Source organism: Bradyrhizobium guangdongense (genome assembly GCF_004114975.1).
GTDB classification, from domain to species: Bacteria; Pseudomonadota; Alphaproteobacteria; order Rhizobiales; family Xanthobacteraceae; genus Bradyrhizobium; species Bradyrhizobium guangdongense.
The window spans coordinates 5,029,476-5,055,761 of record NZ_CP030051.1; the positions used below are offsets into that span (position 1 = coordinate 5,029,476).

The 26,286-nt window shown below is 65.1% G+C and carries 17 protein-coding genes; 3 read left to right on the plus strand and 14 right to left on the minus strand.

Features of this window, described 5'->3' with window-relative positions; all coding sequences use genetic code 11:
* Position 1: 1 nt before the first annotated feature.
* On the minus strand, positions 2-1,726 hold the full coding sequence (locus X265_RS24200) for a winged helix-turn-helix domain-containing protein (protein WP_128967076.1): 1,725 nt from the start codon (positions 1,724-1,726) through the stop codon (positions 2-4).
* A gap of 187 nt (positions 1,727-1,913) precedes the next feature.
* Between X265_RS24200 and X265_RS41500 the strand changes: the two genes are divergently transcribed.
* Positions 1,914-6,176, plus strand: a complete 4,263-nt coding sequence (locus tag X265_RS41500) for an autotransporter outer membrane beta-barrel domain-containing protein (protein WP_164938759.1) — start codon at positions 1,914-1,916, stop codon at positions 6,174-6,176.
* A gap of 31 nt (positions 6,177-6,207) precedes the next feature.
* A complete protein-coding gene (locus X265_RS24215; protein ID WP_164938760.1) occupies positions 6,208-10,797 on the plus strand; it encodes an autotransporter domain-containing protein in 4,590 nt (1,529 codons plus the stop codon).
* A gap of 100 nt (positions 10,798-10,897) precedes the next feature.
* Here the strand turns inward: X265_RS24215 and X265_RS24220 are convergent, their stop codons facing one another.
* The 12 genes from X265_RS24220 to X265_RS24275 form a co-directional block, all read right to left on the minus strand.
* Positions 10,898-12,007 (minus strand): polyamine ABC transporter substrate-binding protein, encoded by a 1,110-nt coding sequence (locus X265_RS24220; RefSeq protein ID WP_128967080.1) that lies wholly within the window; start codon positions 12,005-12,007, stop codon positions 10,898-10,900.
* Positions 12,008-12,013: 6 nt separating this feature from the next.
* Positions 12,014-13,192 carry an aminotransferase gene (locus X265_RS24225; RefSeq protein WP_128967081.1) on the minus strand — a complete coding sequence of 393 codons (1,179 nt, stop codon included), beginning with the start codon at positions 13,190-13,192 and terminating at the stop codon, positions 12,014-12,016.
* 8 nt (positions 13,193-13,200) lie between these two features.
* On the minus strand, positions 13,201-13,527 hold the full coding sequence (locus X265_RS24230; RefSeq protein WP_008139644.1) for a rhodanese-like domain-containing protein: 327 nt from the start codon (positions 13,525-13,527) through the stop codon (positions 13,201-13,203).
* Positions 13,528-13,684: 157 nt separating this feature from the next.
* Entirely contained in the window at positions 13,685-15,613 is a 1,929-nt protein-coding gene (locus X265_RS24235; RefSeq protein WP_128967082.1) for a potassium transporter Kup, read from the minus strand.
* 142 nt (positions 15,614-15,755) lie between these two features.
* Entirely contained in the window at positions 15,756-17,654 is a 1,899-nt protein-coding gene (locus X265_RS24240; protein WP_164938761.1) for a potassium transporter Kup, read from the minus strand.
* A gap of 173 nt (positions 17,655-17,827) precedes the next feature.
* Entirely contained in the window at positions 17,828-18,658 is an 831-nt protein-coding gene (locus X265_RS24245; protein WP_128967084.1) for an OmpA/MotB family protein, read from the minus strand.
* 22 nt (positions 18,659-18,680) lie between these two features.
* Positions 18,681-19,454 (minus strand): motility protein A, encoded by a 774-nt coding sequence (locus tag X265_RS24250; RefSeq protein WP_092291629.1) that lies wholly within the window; start codon positions 19,452-19,454, stop codon positions 18,681-18,683.
* A 211-nt stretch (positions 19,455-19,665) separates the two neighbouring features.
* Positions 19,666-20,490 carry an SDR family NAD(P)-dependent oxidoreductase gene (locus X265_RS24255; RefSeq protein WP_128967085.1) on the minus strand — a complete coding sequence of 275 codons (825 nt, stop codon included), beginning with the start codon at positions 20,488-20,490 and terminating at the stop codon, positions 19,666-19,668.
* 16 nt (positions 20,491-20,506) lie between these two features.
* Positions 20,507-21,226 carry an RraA family protein gene (locus tag X265_RS24260; protein WP_128967086.1) on the minus strand — a complete coding sequence of 240 codons (720 nt, stop codon included), beginning with the start codon at positions 21,224-21,226 and terminating at the stop codon, positions 20,507-20,509.
* 122 nt (positions 21,227-21,348) lie between these two features.
* A complete protein-coding gene (locus X265_RS24265) occupies positions 21,349-22,233 on the minus strand; it encodes a CDP-alcohol phosphatidyltransferase family protein (RefSeq protein ID WP_128967087.1) in 885 nt (294 codons plus the stop codon).
* Positions 22,234-22,324: 91 nt separating this feature from the next.
* Positions 22,325-23,023, minus strand: a complete 699-nt coding sequence (locus X265_RS24270; RefSeq protein ID WP_128967088.1) for a phosphatidylserine decarboxylase — start codon at positions 23,021-23,023, stop codon at positions 22,325-22,327.
* Between the two features lie 85 nt (positions 23,024-23,108).
* Positions 23,109-25,064 (minus strand): ABCB family ABC transporter ATP-binding protein/permease, encoded by a 1,956-nt coding sequence (locus tag X265_RS24275; protein ID WP_128967089.1) that lies wholly within the window; start codon positions 25,062-25,064, stop codon positions 23,109-23,111.
* Between the two features lie 202 nt (positions 25,065-25,266).
* On the opposite strand from X265_RS24275, the gene X265_RS24280 reads away from it, so the two are divergent.
* Positions 25,267-25,872 (plus strand): LOG family protein, encoded by a 606-nt coding sequence (locus tag X265_RS24280; RefSeq protein ID WP_164938762.1) that lies wholly within the window; start codon positions 25,267-25,269, stop codon positions 25,870-25,872.
* On the opposite strand, the gene X265_RS24285 is transcribed toward X265_RS24280, so the two are convergent.
* Complete coding sequence (locus tag X265_RS24285) at positions 25,869-26,246, minus strand: VOC family protein (RefSeq protein ID WP_128967091.1); 378 nt, start codon at positions 26,244-26,246, stop codon at positions 25,869-25,871. The genes X265_RS24280 and X265_RS24285 overlap by 4 nt on opposite strands.
* Positions 26,247-26,286: the final 40 nt, after the last annotated feature.

Here is a 26,286-nt window from a genome sequence, read left to right on the forward strand (position 1 = left end):
CTCACTGCTCCGGCAAGCCTGCCTCGATCTCGGCCTGAACGATGCGATCCCAGGCTGCGATACACACCGGGCTGGCATTCTTCATCGGCGGCGAGACAGTGAGCTTCGTCGTGCCGGGCCGCAGCCTCAGCCCTTCCTGCATCGCTACCCTCGCCTGCTCGGTGTGACCGAGTCTCTGGTAGGCGGCAGCGAGCAGCATCTGCGAGCGGCCGGTCGCCGGCGTGATGGCGATCGAACGCTGCAACCACGGCAGCGCCTCCTGGTCACGCCCCATCATAACATTCGCCAGGCCCGCGCCGAGCAGCCAGGTCCAGCGCGACGCCGCCGGCGTGTCGTAACGATCGGCTTGCCGGAATGTCGCGAGCGCATCGTCGAAGCGGCCGAGAAAAATCTGCCCGAGGCCGATCAGGTAGAGCGCAGACCCGTCCCACGGGTCGAAGCTCAAGGCCCTGGCGCAGGTGACGAGACTTTCCACGAAATGGTTGGTGGCGCTGAGGAAGCGGCAATGGGCCTCGAGCACCGGAATCGAATTGGGCTTCAGCCGCAGGGCCTGCTCGAGCGTCGCATTGGCGTTCGCTTCGACCGTCACAGCCTCCTCCGGGCTGAACCAGACCATCTGGATGCCGCGCAGCTGCAGCGAAGACAGCGCGACGGCGAGATCGACGTTGTCAGGGTCGTCGGTGATCGCCTTTTGAAGCATGGATTGCGCCACGCCGAAACGCTCGCGCGTCGTCTGGTTGATCGAGGCGAGCGCCTGCTCGACCGCTACCTTGTCGCCGCCAGCCGACGATTTGCGGCTGGGAACTGCCGAGGCGCTCGGCTCCAGGACTTCATTCAAGCGCCGCGCGAGCACATGGCCGACGCCGGCGGCGAGCCGGGACTGCGCAAGCTGCGCGTCTGCGTCGTCCGCGGCGAGGGACGCTGCGACGGACTGAACCTCGCCGGTGCCGGCCTTGATGAGGCGCGCCCGCAAGATCCAGGATTGATCGTTGAGCTGCAGCTCGCCGCGCAGTTCGTAATCGGATGCGGCAGCGGTCGCTGCGGCGCTCTCGTCGCCTGCGACCGTCAATCGTGGCGCAACCACGCTGACGTTCTGGATCTTGGCAAAGCCATCCAGGAGCCGGCCGGTGACCTCCGTCGCCATCGCCGCGCCGCGCGGATCATTGCTGGCGTCGACGATCGCCGCCACGGCGATGCGCGGCAGCGGTCGCCCGAACAGAAGGTCCGGCTTCAACGCCGGCGCGGCCACCGCAAGACCCACGACGATCACACCGAGCCCCGCGACAGCGGCGAGGATCGCACGCCGGCTGAAGCCAAACAGGGCGCGGTGCGGTCTTCCAGATACTGCGGCACGCTCGGCCAGCGACGGGGGTTCGGCCCTGCCGAGTGGCCCCGTCGCGTCTTGCATCCGGCTCGCGGTCGGCACGTCCACAACCTCCGCCGCCAACAGATAGCCGCCGCCGGAGGCGAGCTTGATCAGCTGCCGCCGCTCGTCGCCGAGCGCGGCGCGAAGCTCCCGGATGCACTGAAACAAGCTGTCCTCGCCGACATGGACGTTCGGCCAGACCGCCTCCATCAGCTCCTGCTTGCTCAGCACGCGGCCGCCGCTGGCGGCGAAAAGCCGGAGCATCTCGAAGGACTTGGGACGGAGCTTGATCGGCGTGCCATCGGCCCCGCGCAGCTCCGCGCGCGTCAGGTCCAGCTCGAAGCCGGCGAAACGAAGCAAGCTACCCCCCAACACGTCTCTCAAGGCGGCTCATATAGCCGAAGTCTGCCGGAAATGCCCGAAAATCGGGTCTGAAACGCAAATATCAGAAACTTTCAGAAACTCGCCAACCCCTTATCAGGACACCAATCCCGCCCGGTGCGAAGAATCCCCTCGAGGACTCGGGACCTGCGTGTTGGGGGAAGTGGTGAGGACGGGGAAACATTATTTCAGGGCGAACCGCCGCCTGCGGGCCGCGCTGCTGACGTCGTCGGCGCTGGCCCTGGCCTGGACCCTGCCGGCCGGGCCGGCGCGCGCCGCGTCGAACGGCACCTGGCTCACCTCTCCCGGCAGCAACGACTATGGCACCGGCTCCAACTGGGACGGTGGCTTCGTGCCGGTAGGCACCGCCTCGTTCGGCACCTCTTCGACCACCAGCCTGGTGATCTCGAGCGCCAGCGTCGGCGGCTGGACGTTCAACGCCGGCGCCTCGAACTACACGTTTGACGTCAGCAACCAGCTGGAGTTCACGGGTGCCGGAATCACCGTCAACGGCGGTAGCGCCACCATCAACAACTATAACATCCTGAGGTTCGACCAGGGCAGCACGGCCGGCAATGCCATCATCAACAATCACAATTTCTTATGGTTCTTCGATTCAAGCACCGCTGGCAGCGCCACCATCAACAACAATTCCGTCGTCCAATTCTTGCAAAACAGCACGGCCGGCAATGCCGCCATCAACAACAATAGCGGCGTGATCCAATTCTTGCAAAACAGCACAGCCGGCAATGCCGCCATCAACAACAACAACTATGGCGTGGTCGACTTCTCCTACACCACAGGATTAAACGGTGACAACAAGATCAGCGCCGGCTCGATCGCGGGCGCCGGCTCTTACAACCTCGGCGCCAATGAACTGACGGTCGGCTCTGACAATTCCTCGACCGAGGTGAGCGGCGTCATTTCGGGCGCCGGCGGCTCGCTGGTCAAGACCGGCACCGGCACGCTGACCCTGTCGGGCGCCAACACCTATACCGGCGGCACCACGATCAATGGCGGCACGTTACAGCTCGGCAGTGCCGGCGGCGTCGGCTCCATTGTGGGGACCGTCAACGTCGACAGCTCGGGCACATTCGATGTCTTCAACGCCGACACCAGCGGCATCACCACCATCACCAACGGCGGTCTTCTGAACTTCAGGAACAGCAGCACGGCCGGCAGCGCCACCATCACCAACAACTACTATCTGTACCTCTGGGACACCAGCACAGCCGGCAGCGCCATCATCACCAACAACCGGTACTTGGGGTTCCACAATCTCAGTTCGGCTGGCAGCGCCACCATCACCAACGGCAGCACGCTGAGTTTCTACGAAGCCAGCACGGCTGGCGGCGCAACCATCACCAACAACAGCGCCGGAGCCACTTCTTTTTACGACACCAGTACTGCTGGCAGCGCGACCATCGTCAACAACAGCGGCGGCTCCACGACGTTTTACGGCACCAGCACCGCCGGTAACGCGACGATCAACAACGATGGCTCAGTCAATTTCAACCAAACGAGCACAGCGGGAAGCGCCGGCATCACCAACAACGGCACCTTGAGCTTCGATCATGCGAGCACGGCCGCACGCGCAACCATCACCAACAACCTTTCGATGGCGTTCGCCGGCTTCAGCACGGCTGGCAGCGCGACAATCACCAATACCTATAATCTCATTTTCAGAGACAACAGCACCGCCGGCAGCGCGACGATTACCAACAATGCCGGCGGCACGACCTTTTTCCGGGACAATGCGACCGCCGGCAATGCGCAGCTGATCAACAACGCGGCCAATGCCGTCTTCGATTTCTCCGGCAGCTCCCGCCCGAACGGCGACCATAAGCTCAGCGCCGGCTCGATCGCCGGCAACGGCACCTTCTTACTCGGTGCCAACGAGCTCACGGTCGGCGGCAACAATCTGTCGACCGCCGTCAGCGGCGTGATCGCCGATGGCGGCTCCTTCGGCGGCACCGGCGGTTCGCTGGTCAAGACCGGTACCGGCACGCTGACGCTGTCGGGTGCCAACACCTACACCGGCGGCACCACCTTCGCCGACGGAACGGTCAGCGTCTCCTCGGACGCCAATCTCGGCGACCTCGCGGGCAGCCTGACCTTCAACGGCGGCACCTTGCAAGTTACTGGCACGGCATTTACCGCCACCGCGCGCACCATCAACTGGGGCGCAGCAGGCGGCACGTTCGACATTGCAGACGCCGCCAACGATTTCGTCGTCAGCCAGAGCATCAGCGGCAGTACGCTGACCAAGACCGGCGCCGGCACGCTGACCCTGACCGGCGCAGCAGGTTTTTCCGGCGCGACGGTGTCCGCCGGCACGCTGGCCTTCCTCAATAGCTCGGCCGGTAGCGCAGATATCACCAACAACGCGCAGTTGGCGTTCTACGGCCACTCTACGGCCGGCAGCGCGATCATCAATAACAGCGGCAACGTGCTGTTCGACGGCAGTTCCACGGCCGGCAACGCGCAGCTCATCCACACCACCTCCAGCGCCGTCATCGACTTCAACACCCCCGGCCCGGGTAGCGACGGCAAGATCAGCGCCGGCTCGATCGCCGGCGGAGGCCACTTCAACCTCAACGGCGAAGAGCTGACGGTCGGCGGCAACAATCTGTCGACCACCGTCACCGGCGTGCTCACCGGCAACGGAAGCATGACCGGGACCTCGCTGGTCAAGGTCGGCACCGGCACCCTGACGCTGGCAGGCATCAACACCTACACCGGCGCGACGATCGTGAACGACGGCACGCTGGCGGTGAACGGCTCGATCGCGTCCTCCAGCAGCCTCACCGTGAACAGCGGCGGCACGCTCGGCGGCACCGGCACCGTCGGCAACACGACGATCGCGAGCGGCGGCACGCTCGCGCCGGGCAATTCCGTGGGCACCCTCAGCGTCAGCGGCAACCTCGCCTTCAGTGCCGGCAGCTTCTACCGGATCGAGGTCTCCACCACCGCCGCCGACCGCACCAATGTCACGGGCGCCGCGACGCTCACCGGCGCCACCGTGCAGGCGGTGGCGATTCCCGGCAGCTTCCGCAGCCAGACCTACACCATCCTCAATGCGACCGGCGGCCTCGGCGGAACGCAGTTCGCCGGGCTGAGCGTGAGCGGCAGCTTCAGCCCCGCGCGCAATCCGCATCTCACCTACGACCTCAACAACGTCTACCTCGTGCTCGATCCCGGCACGATCGTGCTGCCGGCAGGCACCGGTGCCAACCAGAGCAACGTCGCCGGCGCCATCAACGGAGCCGTCGCAGGCGGCGGCACGCCGCCGGCCGGCTTCGATGCGCTGCTCAACATGGGCCAGCCTCAGCTCAACCACGGGCTCAGCCAGGTCTCGGGACAGCCAGGCGCCGCCGGCACGCAGGCTTCGTTCAACGCCATGCAGCAATTCGTCGGCATGCTTGATCCCTTCGGTGGCGGCTCGGACGGCGAGCGCGGCGGCACGGCCGGCGACGGCGGGACGCTGGGCTATGCGTCCACCGCACCAAACGACGCAAAAGTGCGCGGGGCTTACGCCGCGGTAACGCCGCGCGATGCCAGCGGCGAGGCCGTCGACCGCCGCTGGGGCGTGTGGGCCTCCGGCTATGGCGGCGCCAGCACGCTGAGCGGCAACGCCGCGGCAGGTTCGACCACCACAAGCAGCCGCATCTACGGCACCGTCGTGGGCGCCGACTATCGCGTCTCCCCGAACACGCTGATCGGGTTTGCGCTCGGCGGCGCCGGCTACAATTTTGCGCTGTGGGATGGCCTCGGCGGCGGCCGCGCCGATCTGTTCCAGGCCGGCTTCTACGGGCGCCACAATTTCGGGCCCGCCTATCTCTCGGCAGCGTTCGCCTATGGCTGGCAGGACGTCACCACGGATCGCACCGTGACCGTCGCGGGCACCGACCGGCTTACCGCGAACTTCAAGGCGAGCACCTATGCAGGCCGCCTCGAAAGCGGTTGGCGCTTCGTGCCGATCCTGGCCTCCAGCTTCGGCGTCACGCCTTACGCAGCGCTGCAGGCCACCATGGTGCATCTGCCAAGTTACGCCGAGACCGCACTGGTCGGCAGCAACCAGTTCGCGCTGTCCTACACCGCGCAGGACACCACCAATGTCCGCACCGAGCTCGGCGCCCGCACCGATCAACGCTTCCTGGTGAACGATGGCCTGCTCACTCTGCGCGGCCGCCTCGCCTGGGCGCACGACAGCAACACCAATCGTTTCGTCAACGCCGCCTTCCAGACCCTGCCCGGCGCCGCCTTCGCCGTCAGCGGCGCACAACCCGCGGCCGATTCCGCGCTGGTCGGTGGCCGCGCCGAAATGAAATGGCGTAACGGCGTCTCGCTCGCGGGCACGGTCGATGGCGAGTTCTCACGCAGCACGCAGACTTACACGGGCAAGGGCACGGTGCGCTATGAGTGGTAGGCGACAGATCTGGTTCGCCGCGATTGTCTTGATGGCGGGTCTGCTGGGCACCCCGGCACGCGCCCAAAACGGCGGCACCGGCGGCGAAGGTGACTATCAGTCGACCGGACAATCCGGCGGCGCAGGTGGCGTAACGGGTGTCAACAGCGGGGTTGGCGGCGATGGTGGCGCACCGAGCCGGGCGTGCCAATGCACCGGCGGCGGTGGCGGTGGCGGCGCTGTGGGGGCGGCCGGCGGGGCCGGTGGCCCCGGTGGCGAAAGCGGCCCACTTCCCAGCGGCGGCAGTGGTGCAAGCGTGGGACAGGATGGAACCGATGGAACGGCGAGTGTCTCTTCGGCCAGTGGAGGTGGTGGCGGTGGCGGCGCCGCTGCTGGGCCGAGTGGCGGGAGCCTGAATAATTCCACCACGGCTATTGGTGGAAACGGCGGCAAGGGCGGCAACGGCGGCTTCAATGGCGACGTCGCAGGCGGCGGTGGCGGTGCAGGTAGCAACGCCTATACCATCACCGGCGCCGGGATCGCTTCAAACAGCGGCAGCATCACCGGCGGCAATGGCGGCGCCGGCGGCGCCGGCGATGTGGGCGGCAGTGGTGGCGACGGCGGCAATGGCATCGCCGTGGCCGCGACGGGCGTCACGATCAACAATTCGGGCACCATCTCCGGTGGCGCCGGCGGCGCTGGAGGCGCGCAAATCTCCGACACCAGTGCGAACTACGGGGATCCGGCTTACGGCGGCACACGAGGACGGGCCGGAGCGACAGGCTATGGCGGCGCCGGCATCATCGGCGCCGGACTCACTGTCAACAACAGCGGTACGATCGCCGGCGGCACCGGATACGGCGCCGGGGGCAATGCCATCAACTTCACCGGCGGGGCCAACACGCTGACATCGGTCGACGGCACACTGACCGGCAATCTCGGCCTTGCCAACGGTGTCGGCGCCAGCCTGACCCTCGCGCAGACAAGTGCCGCCGGCGCCTCCGGCGACGTGACCATCTCCGGCATCACTGGTCTCACCGGAGCCGCCACCGACGCCTCGGTTGCCATCAGGCTTGACGGCGGCCGCTCGCTCAGCATCACCGGCGCCAGCACCTATAGCGGCGGTACCTCGGTGAGCGACGGATCGACGCTCATCATTGGCAACAGCAATGCGTTTGGCAGCGGCACGCTGACCCTGGGCGAGACGCTGGCGGGCGTCACCAAGCTGGTGTTGAACGGCGATGGCCTCACGCTCGCCAACACCATCGTCATCAACAGCGATCCCATCATCACCGTTGCAGCCGGCAACACCAACACGATGTCCGGGCCGATCAGCGGTGCCGGCGATATCGTACTCAATGGCGGCGGCACGCTGGCGCTGTCCGGCGCCAACACCTACACGGGCCGCACCACGATCTGCGGGACCGCCTGCGATGCGGCCGGCGGCAGCAGCGTATTGAGGGTCGGGATCGACACGGTCGGCACGCCGGGCGCAATCACCTCGTCGGCGATCGGCACGGGGCCGCTGACTTTCGACGGCGGCACGCTGCAGGCCGGCGGCAACTACACCATCGCCAATGCCGCGCAGGTCAAATCCACCGGCGCGACGATCGATTCCAACGGATACACCTTCACCTATTCCGGCACCATCGCCGACGCTGCAGGTCAAACGGGCAGCCTGCTGCTGAAAAACACCAACGGCACCGTGATCCTGTCCGGCACCAACACCTATTCCGGCGGCACCACGGTGGCCGGCGGCACGGTACGTGCAATGAACAACAGCGCGCTCGGCACCAGCACGGTCACCCTGCAAGACGCCCGGTTGCAGGCCGGCGGCACAAGCAATCTGACCCTCACGAACGACTTCAAGATCGATCAGTCGACCAACGGCAGCATCTTAGACGCCAATGGCAAGACGCTGACGATCGCCGGCAATATCACCGACGGCAGCGGCTCCGGCAAGCTGGCGACGTCAGACAGTTCGTACGGCCTCGGCAAGGTCGTGTTGCTCGGTACCAACACCTACACCGGCGGCACGACAATCGGCTCCGTTCTGATGCTTGGCGATGCCAACCACACCGCGTCCATCATAGGTAACGTCGTCAACAACAACCAGTTCTATATCCGGAATGCCGACACATCGGCGATAACGAATCTGACCAACAACAACACCACGACGTTCTCGGGAACGACGACTGCGGCTGCGATGACGATTACCAACAATCATGCCAACGTCTACTTTCTCGACGCGAGCAGCGCCGGCAACTCTACGATCAACAACGATTCCTACACCGCGCCAGGCTCCTACATCCCAGCCAACCTGCAGTTCGGCACGATGGGAGGTGCCGATACCAGCACCGCCGGTCATGCGACGATCAACAACAACGGGATCAGTTACTTTTACGCGGCGACCAATGCCGGGACCGCAACCATCATCAACCAAAGCCAGATAAACTTTCTGGATCAATCGTCGGCGGGCGGAGCGACGATTACGAACCGCAATGGTGGCACGACCTATTTCGGCGGGTCTGGCGCCAACGAGAACGTGACGGCCGGCAACGCCGTCATCACCAATAACGATCGCTCTGCTACCTATTTTTGGGGGACTGCGACCGCTGGCAGCGCCGTGATCACCACCAATTCCGGCGGCGTGACTGAATTAAGCGACAATTCAACCGGCGGCAACGCGCAATTCATCACCAACGGCACCGGCTACGTCGACTTCTCCTTCAGTCGCGGCACCAACGGCGACGGCCGCATTACGGCCGGCTCGATCGCCGGCTCAGGTTTCTACTCCATCGGCGGCGGCAACACGCTCGTGGTCGGCAGCAACAACCTCTCGACGACGGTCAGCGGCGTGATCTCCGATTTCAATACCGCCCCATGGTGCAGTTGCGGCACGACCGGTCCGGGCAATCTGGAGAAGGTCGGCACCGGCACGCTGGCCCTCTCGGGCACCAACACCTACACCGGCACCACCGTTGTCAACGGCGGCATGCTGCAAGTCGACGGCTCGATCGCATCCTCGAGCCTGACTACTGTGAATACGGGCGGCGCCCTTTCTGGCACCGGCACCGTCGGCAATACCATGATCGCCAGCGGCGGAATCCTGCTGGCCGGCAACGGCTCGCCGGGCTCGCCCTTGACCGTCGCAGGCAACCTCGCCTTCCAGTCGGGCGCGCTGTATCTGGTGTCGGTCAATGCGAGCGCGGCCTCATCGGTCAACGTCACCGGCACCGCCACACTCGGTGGCGGGATCGGCGTCAGCATCGCGCCCGGCAGCGCCGTCGCGAAGCAATACGCGCTGGTCTCCGCGGCCGGCGGCCGCAGCGGCACGTTCACCAGTTTCGCGATCACAGGCGTGCCGTCCGGCCTCGCTGCGAGCCTCGGCTATGATGCCAACCACGCCTACCTGAATTTCGCGCTCGATTACGGCACCCGAACCAACCTCAATACCAACCAGAAGACGGTCGCGGCCACGCTGCAGAACTTCTTCGACTCCAATGGCGGCATCAATGCCGGCTTTGTCGGGCGTTCCGGAAACGGCCTGACCCAGCTTTCGGGCGAGAGCGCGACCGGATCGCAACAGACGACGTTCGGCGCCATGAGCCAGTTCATGGGATTGCTGACCGATTCGTTCGCAGCCGGACGTGATGGCGCTACGGGCGGCGGCGCCAGCGCGATCCCGTTTGCCGAGGAAAGCGCTTCGCTCGCCGACATCGCGCGCAGCGGCGATGCACGCGACGCCCTGGCAAGCCTGCCGCGCAAGGCTCCGGAGCAGCTTGCCTTCGATCGGCGCTGGAACGTCTGGGCAGCGGCCTTTGGCGGCTCGCAGAGCACCGGTGGCAATGCAGTGCTGGGCTCGAACAACACGACGAGCAGCCTCTACGGCACCGCTGTCGGCGCCGACTACCGCATCTCGCCCAGCACGATCGCCGGCTTCGCGCTCGCCGGCGGCGGCACCAGCTTCAACGTGAGCGGGCTCGGCGGAGGACGCTCGGATCTGTTCCAGGCCGGCGCCTTCCTGCGCCATACCGTCGGCCCCGCCTACCTCACCGCGGCACTCGCCTACGGTTGGCAGGACGTCACCACCGATCGTACCGTGACGACCGCCGGCACCGATCGCCTGCGCGCCGAGTTCAACGCCAATGCGTGGAGCGGACGCATCGAAGGCGGCTATCGCGTCATTGCACCCTGGACCGGCGGCCTCGGGATTACGCCCTATGCTGCGGGCCAGTTCACGAGGTTCGACCTCCCCGCCTATGCGGAAACGGTCGTCTCCGGAAACAACACGTTCGCCCTCGCCTACACGGCCAAGAGCGTGACCGACACCCGCAGTGAGCTCGGCTTGCGCACTGACAGATCCTTCGCCATGGCGGACGGTGTCCTCACGCTGCGCGGCCGCGCCGCCTGGGCGCACGATTTCAATCCGGATCGCACCGTCGCCGCGACGTTCCAGACATTGCCCGGCGCCAGCTTCGTCGTCAGCGGTGCACGACAGGCTGCCGATTCCACCCTCACCACCGCCTCGGCCGAGATGAAGTGGCTGAACGGCTGGTCGGCGGCGGCCAGCTTCGAGGGCGAGGTCTCCAACGTGACCCGCTCATACGCCGGCAAAGGCGTGGTGCGCTACGCGTGGTAGGAAGCGCCTGCTCCCGCGACACAGGTCGCGGCCCTACTGTGCATGGGGTTGTTTTGCGGATTTGAAATGCCGGGTCGGTCTCGCAACCGACCGAGGCTCCTCACCGCCCCGTCTTCACCCTGGTCCAGAGCCGGTTGATGACCCGCTGGGTCGCCGGATCGCGCGCCGTGATCACGAACAGTTTTGAAAGCGTCGCCTCGTCCGGATAGATGTTCTTGTCGCCCAGGATTTTCGGATCGACCAGCTTCTGGCTGGCGAGGTTGCCATTGGCATAGGACAGGAAGTCCGAGTTCTTGGCGGCGACCTCAGGGCGGTAGAGATAGTTGATCAGCTCGTAGGCTTCGCTGACGTTCTTGGCATCCGCTGGGATCGCGAGATTGTCGAAGAACATCTGCGCGCCCTCCTTCGGGATGGCGTAGCCGATCTCGATGCCGCTCTTCGCCTCGGCCGCCCGCGCGCGCGCCTGCATGATGTCGCCGGACCAGCCGACCACGAAGCAGATCTCGCCGGTGGCGAGCGCGCTCAGATATTCGGACGAGTGGAACTTGCGCACGAAGGGACGGACCTTGGCGACAACGTCGGCGGCCTTCTCGAGGTCGGCCTGCTTGGTCGAGTTCGGATCGAGCCCGAGATAGTTCAGCGCCGCCGGGAAGATGTCGTCCGCGGAGTCCAGCATGTGCACGCCGCAGTCCTTGAACTTGGCGAGGTTCTCCGGCTTGAAGACGATGTCCCAGCTGTCGATCTTCGCGTCGGGTCCGAGGATCTGCTTCAGCTTGGCGACGTTGTAGCCGATGCCCGTCGTGCCCCACATGTAGTTCGCGGCATAGAGGTTGCCGGGATCGTAGGTGGCGAGATTCTTCGTTACCATCGGCCAGGCATTGGCGAGGTTCGGCAGCTTCGACTTGTCGAGCTTCTGGAAGATATTGGCCTTGATCTGGCGCTGCAGGAAATAGGCCGTGGGCACCACGACGTCGTAGCCGGACTTGCCGGCCATCAGCCGCGTCTCCAGCGTCTCGTTGGCATCGAACGTGTCGTAGACCACCTTGATGCCGGTTTCCTTGGTGAAGGCCTCCAGGACGTCGGGCGCCATGTAGTTCGACCAGTTGTAGAAGTTGACGACCCGCTCCTCGGCCGAGGCGGGAGCGATGAACAACGTCAGCGCGGCGGCGACGAGCTGGAGGCGGAACCCCGAGCGGCCGACGATCGTCATCCCTGTCTACCTCTTGCGTCCGCGTACCGCGTCCGACAACCGCTCCAGCGCGGTGTCGAGCGTCTCGTCCTTCTTGGCAAAGCAGAAGCGCACCACCGAGGTCACCGGGTCCTGCTCATAGAACGCCGACACCGGGATCGCCGCGACCTTGTAGTCTTTCACGATCCGCCAGCAGAACTCGGTGTCGCTCTCGTTGAGCCCGAGCGGCGACAGGTCCACGGTGAGGAAGTAGGTGCCCTGCGACTTCAGCACCGGGAAGCCGAGGCTCTCGAGGCCCCTGGTCAGGCGATCCCTGCTCCGCGTCAGATCCTTGCGCATCGACAGGAAGTAGTCGTCGGACTTGCCGAGGCCGTAAGCGACGGCGGCCTGCAGGTTCGGCGCGGTGGTGAAGGTCAGGAACTGGTGCACCTTGGCGGCGACACGGAGCAATGGCGGCGCGGCGCAGACGAAGCCGATCTTCCAACCGGTCAGGGAGAAGATCTTGCCGGCCGAGCCGACCTTGATGGTGCGCTCGCGCATGCCGGGGATGGTGATCAGCGGGATGTGCTTGTGCTCGTCGAAGGTGACGTGCTCCCAGACCTCGTCGCAGATCGCGATGACGTCGAACTCCTGGCAGTAGCGCGCCAGTAGCTCAAGGTCCTCGCGTGGATAGACCACCGCGCTGGGATTCAAGGGGTTGTTGAACAGCACCGCCTTGGTCTTTGAATTGAAGACGCTTTTCAGCATGTCCTCATTCAGTCGCCAGTGCGGCGGCTCGAGCCGGACGAGGCGCGGTATGCCGCCGGCCTGGCGGATGATTGGCAGGTAGGAATCATAGACCGGCTGGAAGCAGACCACCTCGTCGCCGGGCTGGACCACCGCGAGGATCGCCGAGGTCAGCGCCTCGGTGCCGCCCGAGGTCACCATCACCTCGCTCATCGGATCGAGCTTGAGGCCGTGCCAGTGGCCGTAATGGGTCGCAATCGCCTGGCGCAATTCCGGCAGGCCCATCATCGAGGGGTACTGGTTGTAGCCGTTCAGCGAGGCCTCGGCCGCGGCGCGGCGGATGTCCTCGGGGCCGGGATCGTCGGGAAAGCCCTGGCCGAGATTGATGGCGGCATTGTCGCGCGCGGCCTGCGACATCGCCTCGAAGATGGTGACGGGAAGGTCGGCGAAGACCTTGTTCAGGGACGAGCTTTTGGACATCGGGCCGATCAGCCGCCGACCTTGCTGGGAAGCCCCGCCGCCTTCCAACCGAGCATGCCGCCGGCCAGATGCTTGTCGTAAGGCAGGCCCGCGGCCTGGGCTGCGAGCGAGGCGGTCACCGAGCGCTTGCCGGAACGGCAGGCGAAAACGACTTCCTTGCCTTGGGGATCGGGGATCGCCTTGGGATCGAAGGTCGAGAGCGGCACGACGACGCCGTAAGGGTAAGCCTCGGCCTCGACCTCGTTCGGCTCACGGACGTCGACCAGCAGATAGCGCCCTTCCGCGACACCCTTGGAGACCTCGTCCGGGGTCAGATCCTGTACTTGATTTGCCACATCATCCTCCAACGTCGCGGGGCGCCTCCGGGCGATCCCGGCGGCCGGCAACCTCGCCTCTCAGCACGCGAAAATCAAGCGCGACAAAGGCTTGAGCTGCCGAGCGCAAGTTAAAGCTAAATCGCAGCGACTTGAAGTGCGGCTTTGGCTCGCCAGCCTAGATCGTGACTTGCGTGCCGACTTCGACCACGCGGCCGGAGGGGATCTGGAAATAGTCGGTGGCATCGTTGGCGGAGCGGCTGAGCGAGATGAACAGCCGGTCCTGCCAGCGCGGCATGCCGGAATGGGCGGCGGGCTTCAGCGCCCTGCGCGAGAGGAAGAACGAGGTCGACATGATGTCGAACTGCCAGCCGAGCTTGCGAGCGATGGCGAGCGCCTTCGGCACGTTGGGGGATTCCATGAAGCCGAACTTCAGCGTCACCTTGGAGAAGGTCGGGCTGACTTGTTCCAGCTTGACGCGCTCCGCCGGATCGATCCGCGGCGTCTGCGCGGTCTCGATGGTGAGAATAACATTCTTCTCGTGAAGCACTTTGTAGTGCTTCAGACTGTGCATCAGCGCGGTCGGCGCGCTGAGCGGATCCGAGGTCAGGAACACGGCCGTGCCGGGCACGCGCTGCGGCGGCCGCTTCTCCAGCATCGCCACGAGGTCGGCGAGCGGGAATTCGAGCTTGCGCGACTTCTCGAACAGGAGCCGGCTGCCGCGCCGCCACGTGTACATCATGATGATCATGAGCGAGCCGAGGGCAAGCGGCACCCAGCCACCCTCGAACACCTTGAGCAGATTTGCGGCCAGGAAGGTCAAGTCGAGGAACAGGAACGGCACGATCAGGGCTGCGGCGGCAATCGGCGACCACCGCCAGACCTTCCAGATCACGACAAAGCCCATCATCGCCGTGACCACCATGGTGCCGGTAACGGAGATGCCGTAAGCGGAGGCCAGCGCGCTGGAGGAGCGGAACAACAGCACCAGCAACACCACCGCGACCAGCAACAGCTGGTTGATGCGCGGGATGAAGATCTGGCCGGAATGGGCTTCCGACGTATGGCGAATTTCAAAGCGCGGCAGCAGCCCGAGTTGGATCGCCTGTCGCGTCAGCGAATAGGCGCCGGTAATGACGGCTTGGCTGGCGATTACGGTCGCCGCGGTCGCGAGCACGACCATGCCCCCGCGGAACCAGCCTTGCGGAAACAGCTGGAAGAACGGGCTCTCGATCGCGCCGGGATCGGCGAGCACGAGCGCTCCCTGCCCGAGATAGTTCAGCGCCAGCGACGGCAGCACGATGAACAGCCAGGCGGTCTGGATCGGCCGCTTGCCGAAATGGCCAAGGTCGGCATAGAGCGCCTCGGCCCCGGTGACCGCCAGGAACACCGCGCCCAAGGTCACGAAGCCGATAATGCCGTGGTGGAGCATGAACGACACGGCGTAGAGCGGGTTCAGCGCGAGCAGCACCTGCGGCTGCTGGATAATCGGATGGATCGCCGCCACTGCGAGGACGGCGAACCAGACGCACATGATCGGACCGAAGAAGGCCGCGACGCGGGCGGTGCCCCGCGACTGCACCGCGAACAGGCCGACCAGGATCACCACCGTCAGCGGCACGATGTAGGGCTCGAACGTCAGGGTGACGTCTTTCATGCCCTCGATGGCGGACAGCACGGAAAGCGCGGGGGTAATGACGGCGTCACCGTAGAACAGGGCTCCGGAAATGATGCCAAGAAGGACGATCGTCGCCCCTCTCGTACCGACGGCCCGCTGGGCCAGCGCCATCAGGGCGAGCGTGCCGCCTTCCCCGTTGTTGTCGGCGCGCAGCAGAATGACGACGTATTTCAGCGTCACCACGATGATGAGGGCCCACAGGATCAGGGAGAGCACGCCAAGAACGGCCGTCGGAGTCGCCACGCCCTCAACCCCCGAGGCCGCCATCACCGCCTCGCGGAACGCGTAGAGCGGACTGGTGCCGATGTCCCCATAGACCACGCCGATGCTGCCGAGCGTCAGCGCACCGAAACCGGCCGTGGTGTGGGCGTCGCCATGCCCATTGGCCGCCGCCGTTTCCGGGGCGGGAACTGCTACGTCGCTAGTCATGGGAGAGCCCAATGGCCTCTAAAAAAATGCTTCACTGCACAACGGCGGAAGAGCGCGGGCTTATAGTCCTGCGCTGGCGACATAGCCTAGCCCGATTCTGGGCCCTCACCATGCAAAATTCGCATAGGTTCGCCAATTGCGTTCAAATGGTGACTTGTGTGCCGACTTCAACTACCCGCCCGGTCGGAATCTGGAAATAGTCGGTGGCGTCGTTGGCCGAGCGGCTGAGCGCGATGAACAGATGGTCCTGCCAAAGCGGCATCCCCGACTGCGCCGATGCCTTCAGCGCGCGCCGGGACACGAAGAACGACGTCGACATGATGTCGAACTGCCAGCCCTGCTTGCGCGCGATCGCGAGCGCCTTGGGCACGTTCGGCTGCTCCATGAAGCCGAAGCGCAGGCGGACCTTGGAGAACTTGTCGCTGATCTTCTCCATTCGGAAGCGCTCGGACAGATCGACCCGCGGCGTGTGCGCGGTTTCGATGGTCAGGATCACGTTATGCTCGTGCAGCACCTTGTTGTGCTTGAGATTGTGCAGCAGCGCGGTGGGCACGAAGGCGGGATCGCTGGTCAAGAACACCGCTGTGCCCTTGACGACGTGCGGCGGCCGCTTCTCCAGGCTGCGGATCAGATCGTCCAGCGGCACCTCGATCCGGCGCGTCTTCTGGACCAGGATTCCCGAGCCGCGTCGCCAGGTCCAGATCGTCGCCGCCATGGTCGCGCCGAACAGCAGCGGCACCCAGGCGCCTTCCAGGAGCTTGAGCAGGTTGGCGCTGAAGAAGGTCATGTCGACCATGACGAAGGGCAGGATCACCACCGCCGCGGTCGCCGCGCGCCAATTCCACAATTTCCAGATCACCACGAAGCCCATGATGCCGTCGGCAACCATGGTTGTGGAGACCGCGATGCCATAGGCGGAAGCCAGGTTGCTGGGCGTATGGAACAGCAGCACCAGCAGCATCACGCCGATCAGGAGCAGCCGGTTGACGCGCGGCAGATAGATCTGGCCGGCGTGGGTCTCGGAGGTGTAGCGCACCTCGAAGCGCGGCAAGAGGCCGAGCTGCACGGCCTGATAGACCAGCGAATAGGCACCGGTGATGACGGCCTGGCTCGCGATCACGGTCGCGGCGGTCGCAAGCCCGACCAGCGGCAGCACCAGATGCTCGGGCACCATGCGATAGAACGAATGTTCGATCGCACCGGGATCGGACAGCACCAGCGCGCCTTGCCCGAAATAGTTGATCAGCAGCGAGGGCAGCACGAAGAACATCCAGGCCGACTGAATCGGCTTGCGGCCGAAATGGCCGAGATCGGCATAGAGCGCCTCGCCCCCCGTCACGGCCAGGAAGACGGCCCCTAACGTCACCAGGCCGATCGTGCCGTGCGACAGCAGGAATTGCAGCGCGTAATAGGGATTGATCGCAGCCAGCACCGAGGGGTCATCGGCGATGTGAATGACGCCCAACACGGCCAGACAGGTGAACCAGATCACCATCACCGGCCCGAAGGCCGAGGCCACCAGCGCGGTCCCCTTGCTCTGGACCGCAAACAGCAACACCAGGATCAGCACCGTGAGCGGCACGACATAGTGCTCGAACGCGGGCGTCGCCAGCTTGAGGCCGTCGACCGCCGACAGCACCGAGATCGCCGGCGTGATCATGGAATCGCCGATGAACATTGAGGCGCCGACCACGCCGAGCGCGAGCAGGAACCAGCTCCGGCGTCCCAGCGCGCGCTGGCCCAGCGCCATCAGAGAGAGCGTGCCTCCCTCCCCGTTGTTGTCGGCGCGCAAGAGCAGCAGGACGTACTTGGCAGTGACGACGATCAGCAGCGCCCACAGGATCAGCGACAGCACGCCGAGCACCATGATCCGCGTCACCGGCTCGCCGTGCGCTGCGCCTCTGACCGCCTCGTGGAATGCGTAAAGTGGCGAGGTGCCGATGTCGCCGAAGACGACGCCGATGCTCCCAAGCGTAAGGGACCAAAATCCCGAGGTGACCGGCCCTTCCTGGGTCTCGGCCTGTGTGATGCTCGCCGTCATGAGGGTGGAAAACGCTTCGTCCCTGGAATTGATCCGGCGCCTTGTGACGCTTCTGCCAAGCCTGTCAATCAGCCCGCCATCATAGCAGGCGCAGCGGCGGATGCTGTGACGGCCCGGCCACGTTCGTCGCCCTCGCGACTGATAGCCTCAGGTAAAATGGTAGCGCAAGAGATCTAGGGCTTCAAGTTCGGCGGCAGCGGCGGATCTTCCCGCATCAGGGTGATCGTGACGCGGCGGTTCGCGGCGAGCGAGGGATCATCCGGGAACAATGGCTGGGTGTCCGCCTTGCCGGAAATGGCAAAGATGTGCGACGGCGGAAGGCCCTCGCGCTCGAGGATCTGGCGGACTGCGTTGGCCCGGTCGGCCGAAAGATCGAAGGCGCCGTAATCACTGCGGGTCGGCACGAAACCAGCCGCAGTGTGGCCGGTGATGGAGACGCGCAAGGGGGTCGCCTTGAGCGGGACCGCAAGCTTCTCGATCAGCCGGCGGGTGCGGTCGTAAGGCACCTTGGAGCCATCCGCGAACATTGAACGGCCGTCCTGGTCGACGATCTCGAGGTTGAGGCCCTGCTTGGTCTCCTCGAACATGATGTGCTTGGACATCTCGGTCAGTTCCGGCATGTCCTGCAGCGCCTGACGCAGCGAGGCCGCAGCGAGCGCAAAATTCCGATCGATCTTCAGCTTCGCGCCCGAGGTACGGTCGCGATCTTCCTGGTCCGGCGTCGGCGTATTGGAGGCGTCCTCGGGGGCGATGTGATCGACGTTCTTCAGCCGCGGCCGGGTCGGCAGACCATCCGACTCGACGATGCCGGCATATCGCGCTTCGCTCTGGACGCCGAAGGCGTCGCGCATGGAGCCGGCGACGACCTTCAGCTTGTTGGCATCCTGGGTCGAGAACGCGACGAGCATCACGAAGAAGCTCATCATCAGTCCCATCAGGTCGGCGAAGGTCACGAACCAGCCGTGACCGCCTCCATGTGCATCGCCGCGTTTTTTCTTGGCCATGATCTAGCCCCGGCGCCCGGCTTCAGGCCGGCACCGGCTCGCCTTCAGCGTGACGATGCTTCTCCGGCAGATAGGCCAGCAGCATCTCACGCACGAGCGTCGGGCTCTTGGAGTCGCGGATCATCAGGATGCCGTCGATGATCAGGGTGCGGTTGGTCTCTTCATCGAGCAGCTTGCCGTGCAGCTTGTCGGCGATCGGCAGACAGAACAGGTTCGCGACGAGCGCGCCGTAGAGCGTGGCAAGCAGCGCGGTCGCCATGAACGGTCCGAGCTTGGAGGGGTCGGTCATATTGGCGAACATCTGCACCATGCCGATCAGGGTGCCGATCATGCCGAAGGCCGGGGCGCAGTCGCCGATGGCGCGGTAGATCTTGCTGCCCTCGTCGAGATGCATCAGGAAGTTGTCGCGGTCGCGCTCGAGATTGTCGCGGATGAAATCGAGGTCGTAGCCGTCGGCGACGTAGCGGATGCCCTTGGCGAGGAACGGCTCGTCCGTCTCGACCTTTTCGAGACCAACCGGACCCTGCTTGCGGGCGATCTCGGCGATCCGGGCGAGCTCGTCGACCAGATCGTGCGCCGACAGGCGGCTCATGGTGAACGCGAATTTGGCACCGAGCGGCAGGCCATGCAGCAGCGCGCTCAGGGGAAAGCGGATCATGGTGGCCGAGATCGAGCCGCCGAAGATGATGATCACAGCATGTTCGGAAACGAACATGTGCAGGTCGCCGCCCATGAGGACCATCGTCGTGATGACGATGATGCCCGCCGTGAGACCGACGCCCGTCATGATATCCATGGGAGACTCCAACGCGAACGCAACAACGGCCGTCCTGGCCGCTGGCGCGGCCCAACCCCGAACCGCATCGGAAACCCTAGAGCGCCGCCCTTAAAGCCGCGTAAAGGTTAAGTTCCGCCGGTGCGACGGAGCGGCGCGGTGCGTCGAAAGGAGGGCGGCCTTGCCGGCCCACGACACGAATCTCAACGCTTTGCTAACCATAAATGAGCTGTCAGGACGAAAGTCCTGTCAGCTCGAGGCTGAGCGCGCGCAGGCGCCTGCGCGCCTCGGGATCGTAGGCCTGCGGATTGGCGCGCGCCTCGTTCATGCCGTTGAAGAACAGGCCGCTTCGGCCCGCGACCTCCTCGCCCTCAACGAGATGCAGGATCGCCGCGCCACCCTGCTCCACGGTCGAGATCGGCGTGATGCCGCCGGCGCGGACCATCGTGGTGTTCATGTAGGTCGCCGGATGCAGCGCGTTCACGGTGACGCCGGCGCCCTTCAGTTGCTCCGCGAGATCGATGGTGAACATGATCTGCGACAGCTTGCTCTGCGCATAGGCGCGCGACCCGCTATAGCCTTTCGTGATCATGACATCGTCGAAGTCGATCGGATGCTGGCCGAGGGAAGCGACGTTGACGATGCGTGAGGGCGCGGCCGCCTTCAGTAGCGGCAGCAGCAGATGGGCAAGCAGGAAGCCCGAGAGGTAGTTCACGGCAAAGCGCAGCTCGTAACCGTCGCGGCTCTCCTGCCGTGCCGGCCCGTCGTTCTGCGAGCCGATGCCGGCATTGCTGACGAAGACATCGAGACGTTGATGATCGCGGATCACCGCGGCCGCAAGCTCGCGCGTACCCGCCATCGGCGACAGATCGGCTTGATAGAAGATCGGCGCTCGATGACCCGCCTCCACGATCTCGTCGATCAGCGCTTTCGCCCGCGCCGCGTCGCGGCCATGGATCAGGACGTGAGCGCCTTCGGCGGCAAGGCGGCCCGCGACATAGCGCCCGACGCCGTCGGTCGAGCCCGTGATCAGCACCGTCTTGCCGCGCATATCCATGGCTCTTACTCCACGTTCAATGAATCTCCGCCGAGCGCTTCAGCGCGGCCTTGAGCTTCTCCAGCGAGAAATCGGGGCTGCGCGCGATCTCGAGGATCGGCGTCTCGCGGCGGCCGCAGAGCTCGGCGGCCTCGGGGAGTTTTGCTGCGAGATCCAGCGGGATGACGATGGCGCCATGCCGGTCGGCGTGGATCAGATCGTCGGAATTCACCGTCATGCCGGCAACACGAACCTGACCGCCAAAGCTTTCCGCGTGCACCCAGGCATGCGACGGGCCGATCGAGCCGGCCAGCGCCTGGAAGCCGGGCGCCCATTGCGGGACGTCGCGGATCGAGCCATCGGTGACGACGCCGAGGCAGCCGAGCGCCTTGTGGACGTTGCTCTGCACCTCGCCCCAGAACGCGCCGTAGCCGATGTCAGGACCATCGACGTCCTGGATCACCGAAATGCGCGGGCCGTGACCGGTGCCGACATATTCGTAATATTCGATGCGGCGCTTGGCCTGCTCCGCGGCCGGTAGCGGAGACTTCTGCACTGCGCGGATCGTGACAGTGCGGGCATAGCCGACCATCGGCGGCAGCTCGGGGAACGGGCAAACCAGCTGCTTGGTGGTGAAGCCGATCAACCGCCGCTCCGGGGCGATGACTTCCATCGCGTTGCAAATCGTCGGCGTGTCGTAGCGGCCCAGCGCTTCGAGGACGGCAGCGGGCAGCGGCCCGGTCACGGTATCAGTCACGGCGTTCTCTCCCAGATTGGCGGCCGCTGTTGGCGCGGTGCCGCCGATACCGGGCGATATAGCCGAGATCGGGCCTCAGCCCAACTCGAGCGCTCTCATGGCAGATATCCGCGTGCGTTTCCTCAGTGCAGCCGTCCGGGCCGGTCGTCGTCGTCGTGAGGCGGCTCAGACAGGCTCGCCATTGTTGGCGCCGACGGCGGCGACGAGATCTCGCCACCCGCAGCCGCTGCGGCTTCCGCTGCACGCGCCTGATCGCGGTAGGATTTGTAGCCGAGCGGCAGGCCGAGCAGATACAGCACGGTCCCGATCGAGAGCACGTACCAGGGATAGCTGATCAGAAGCGCGATGAAGAAGATCACCGCGACGAACGCCGGCAACACCAACTCCGGAGGCACCCGCATCCGCATGCTCTTGCCGGAGAACACCGGCAAGCGCGACACCATCAAAAAGGCGATCAGCAGCGTGTAGCCGGCCGTCAGGGCCGCGGGCCAGCGTCCCAGGTCGAGGAACGCCGCATATATCGGCAACATCACGGTGATGGCACCGGCCGGCGCCGGCACACCGGTGAAGAAATTGGAGGCAAATGCCGGCTTGTTCGGATCATCAAGGGTGGCGTTGAAGCGCGCGAGCCGCAGGCACATGGAAATCGCAAACACCATGGCCGCGATCCACCCGGCGTTGCCGAGCTCGTGCAACTGCCAGAAATACAGCATCAAGCCTGGCGCCACACCGAAATTGACGAAGTCGGCGAGGCTGTCGAGCTCGGCGCCGAATTTGGACTGACCCTTGATCAGACGCGCAATGCGCCCGTCGATGCCGTCGAGCGCGGCTGCAAACACGATCGCGTAGACGGCGAGCGCCATCCGTCCCTCGATCGACAGCCGGATCGCCGTCAGCCCGGCGCAGATCGCCAGCAGCGTGATGACGTTCGGCACCAGCATGCGCACCGGAATCGGGCGGAACCGCCGGCGCCGGACGTCGGGATTTTTGAAGTCATAGGGCGTCATAGCTCGTCCTCACCTTCAGGCAGGATATAGCAAGCCATGCGTCCCTCCGCCATTGTGGCCGAAGGCCCCCCTCCCGACACCGGCTTCCTGGTTAACCGGTGCGATAAACGCGGCCGGGGTCGTCCCCGGTGAGGTCGGCTAGGATCGTCTCACCGGCGATTGCGGTCTGCCCTTCCGAGACCAGCGCCTTGGTGCCGACAGGCAGATAGACGTCGAGCCGCGAGCCGAAGCGGATCAGGCCGAACCGCTCGCCGGCGCCGACCGCCTGCCCCTCCCTGACGAAGCAGACGATGCGCTTGGCCACGAGGCCCGCGATCTGGATCACGCCGATGCGGCCCTGCGGCGTCGAGATGACAAGCGAATTGCGCTCATTGTCCTCGCTCGCCTTGTCGAGCTCGGCATTGATGAACAGTCCCGGCCGATAGGCGATGCGATCCACCCTGCCCGCGACCGGGCTCCGGTTCACATGGCAGTTGAACACGCTCATGAACACCGAGATGCGCGGCAGCGGCCGGTCGCCGAGCCCGAGCTCGGCCGGCGGCAGCGCCATGGTGATCATCGAGACGCGGCCGTCGGCGGGCGACACCACGAGGCCGTCGCGCACCGGCGTCACGCGCGCGGGATCGCGGAAGAACAGCGCGCACCAAACGGTCAGGATGGTGCCGATCCACCCGAGCGGCGACCAAAGCCAGAACAGGATCAGGCTTGCCAGCGCAAAGCCGCCGATGAAGGGATAGCCCTCCTTGTGGATCGGCGGGATCTGACGCTGGATCGAATCGAGAATGGACATCGCTCTCTGCCGCTGAAGGGGTTGATAGCGCGGGTCGTCCCGCGCACCGGGGTTGTTTAGGCCAGACTTGGGACCGGAGACAAGCTCACTCCGCGGCGGCCTGCGCCGTGAGAGCGTCCTGGACCGGCGGCGGCTCCCGATTGGGCGCCGCGCCCGAATCGGCCATCCGGGCCAGCTTCTCGCGTGCGGCCTCGGCCTCGCGCTGTCTGTTCCACATGCTGGCATAGAGACCGCCCTGCGCGAGCAAGCCGGCATGTGTGCCGCGTTCGGCGATGCGGCCTTGATCGAGCACGATGATCTCGTCGGCGCCGACGATGGTCGAGAGCCGGTGCGCGATCACCAGCGACGTGCGGTTTTTCGCGACACGGTCGAGCGCGCCCTGGATTTCGTGCTCGGTATGGGTGTCGAGCGCCGAGGTCGCCTCGTCCAGGACGAGGATCGGCGGCGCCTTCAACACCGTGCGCGCGATCGCGACGCGCTGCTTCTCGCCGCCCGACAGTTTCAGGCCGCGTTCGCCGACCTGAGTCTCGTAGCCGGCCGGCGCCATGCGAATGAAATGGTCGATCTGCGCCAGCCGCGCCGCTTCCTCGACCTCGGCATCGCTGGCGTCCCAGCGGCCGTAACGGATATTGTAACGGATGGTATCGTTGAACAGCACCGTGTCCTGCGGCACCATGCCGATCGAGGCGCGCAGACTCGCCTGCGTGACTTCGCGGATGTCCTGGCCGTCGATCAGAATCTTGCCGCCGGAGACGTCGTAGAGACGGAACAACAGCCTCGAGATGGTCGACTTGCCCGCGCCGGAGGGGCCGACGATCGCGACCGTCTTGCCGGCCGGCACCTCGAAGCTGATGCCCTTGAGGATCGGCCGCCTCGGTTCATAAGCGAAGCGAACGTCCTCGAACCGCACCGTGCCGGTGGAGACGGCCAGCGGCGCCGCGTTGGGGGCGTCCTTGATCTCGGCCTCACGGCCGATCACGGCAAACATCTTCTCGATGTCGATGATCGCCTGCTTGATCTCGCGATAGACCATGCCCATGAAATTCAGCGGCTGGTACAGCTGGATCATCATGGCGTTGACTAGCACGAAATCGCCGACCGTGTTGGTGCCGTTGCGCACCCCGATCGCGCACATCAGCATGGTCGCGGTCAGCCCGAGCGTGAAGATCACGGCCTGCCCGGTGTTGAGAACGGCAAGCGAGGTGTAAGTGTGGATGCTGGCTTCCTCGTAACGCGCGACCGATTTGTCGTAGCGTTGGGCTTCGCGGGCCTCGGCGCTAAAATATTTGACAGTCTCGTAATTGAGCAGCGAGTCGATGGCCTTCGTGTTCGCCTCGGTATCGGAATCGTTCATCTTGCGCCGGATGCCGATCCGCCACTCGGTCGCGATGTAGGTGTAGTACATGTAGAGCGTGACCGTGATCAGGGTCGCGACCACGTAGCGCCAGTCGAACTGCCAGAGCAGCACGGCCATCAGCAGCGAGACCTCGACGATGGTCGGGATCAGCTGCAGGATCACCATGCGCACGATGACCTCGATGCCCTCGCGGCCGCGCTCGAGAACGCGCGTCAGACCGCCGGTCTTGCGCTCCAGGTGAAAGCGCAGCGAGAGCTCGTGCATGTGAATGAACGTGATGGTGGCGAGCTTGCGCACCGCATGCATGGCGACGCGGGCGAAGATGCCGTCGCGCCATTGCGTCAGCACCGCCATGAGGATGCGCGTCACGCCATAACTGGCGGTCAGGAGCAGCGGCGAAGCCAGCACCCAGAGATGCCAATTGTCGGCGGCCACCGGTGCGGTGTGGGCGCCGGTCAGCGCATCGGTTGCCCATTTGAAGCTGAACGGCACCGTCAGCGTGATCAGCTTGGCGGCGAGCAGCAGCACCATCGACCAGACCACCCGCATCTTCAGGTCGAAGCGGTCGCTCGGCCAGATATAGGGCCATAGATGCGCCAGCGTACCCATCAGGGTGGCCCGCTCAGGCGGGCCGCCGGCGGAATTGGGAACGTCGGCGCCGTGAGGCGATTGAGGTTGGTCCATCAAGAAGCCTGAAGAGCCCGCCGGGTGCGGGCGTCACTGCGAATAAGGATTTTCGCTTGTCATATAGAGCCTTCACGACGTCGGCGCACCCCGCCAGATGGCGAATCTTCGATTGCTTGTCGCTATTTACCGGTAGATTTCCGGGAGTATCGAATCACCGTTTGGGCTTGACGCCTCTTCGCTGCAATGCATCATGGCACCAATGAGCACGATCAAAACCGTCTGTGTCTATTGCGGCTCCGGCCCAGGAACCAATCCCAACTTCATCGAAGCGGCGAAAGCGCTCGGCAAGGCGCTGGCGGACAATAAGATCCGCCTCGTTTATGGCGGCGGCTCGCTCGGCCTGATGGGAGCAGTCGCAACCTCGGTACTGGATCACGGCGGCACCGTCACCGGCATCATCCCCGACTTCCTGCGGATGCGCGAGAATGCGCTGACGCGCGTGCAGGAGATGGTCGTCACCCCCGACATGCACGAGCGCAAGCGGCTGATGTTCGAGCGCTCCGACGCTTTCGTCGCCTTGCCCGGAGGGCTCGGCACACTCGAGGAGCTGGTCGAGCAGCTGACCTGGCAGCAGCTCGGCCGTCACGCCAAGCCCGTGCTGCTCGCCAACATCGATAATTTCTGGGAGCCGCTGTTCTCCCTGGTGGCTCACATGCGGCAAACCGAGTTCATCCGCACGGGTCTTTCCGTCGACATCCTGAAGGCGGACAAGGTCGAGGAAATCGTGCCACGGCTGCGTGCCGCGGCTGCACAGATTCCCGACAGCCAGCGCGATCTCGCGCCGGACGTGGCGCGCAAGCTTTAGCTCGCAGGAAACGTCACCGCCTCGATGCGGTTGCCGTCGGGGTCGGTCACGAAAGCAGCGTAGTAGCGCACGCGATCGTGCGGGCGGATGCCCGGCGCGCCGTCGGATGCGCCGCCGGCGGACAAAGCAGCCGCATGAAACGCATCGACCTCGCCAGTCGTCTTCGCCCGCAGGCAGATGTGCACGCCGCTCTCCGGCGGGACAGACGGCATCGCCTCGCGCAGATTGATCCAGAACTCCGGATAAGCCTTGCCGAAGCCGATCGTACGCGGCCGCGTGACGAGGCGGGTGAGGCCGAGGGCAGCCAGCACAGCCTCGTAGAATCTTGCCGAGCGTTCGAGCTCACTGACGCCGACGGAGATGTGGTCGATCATGGCCTGCTCCCCCCTCACCCTCCGCTGTCATCGCCCGGCT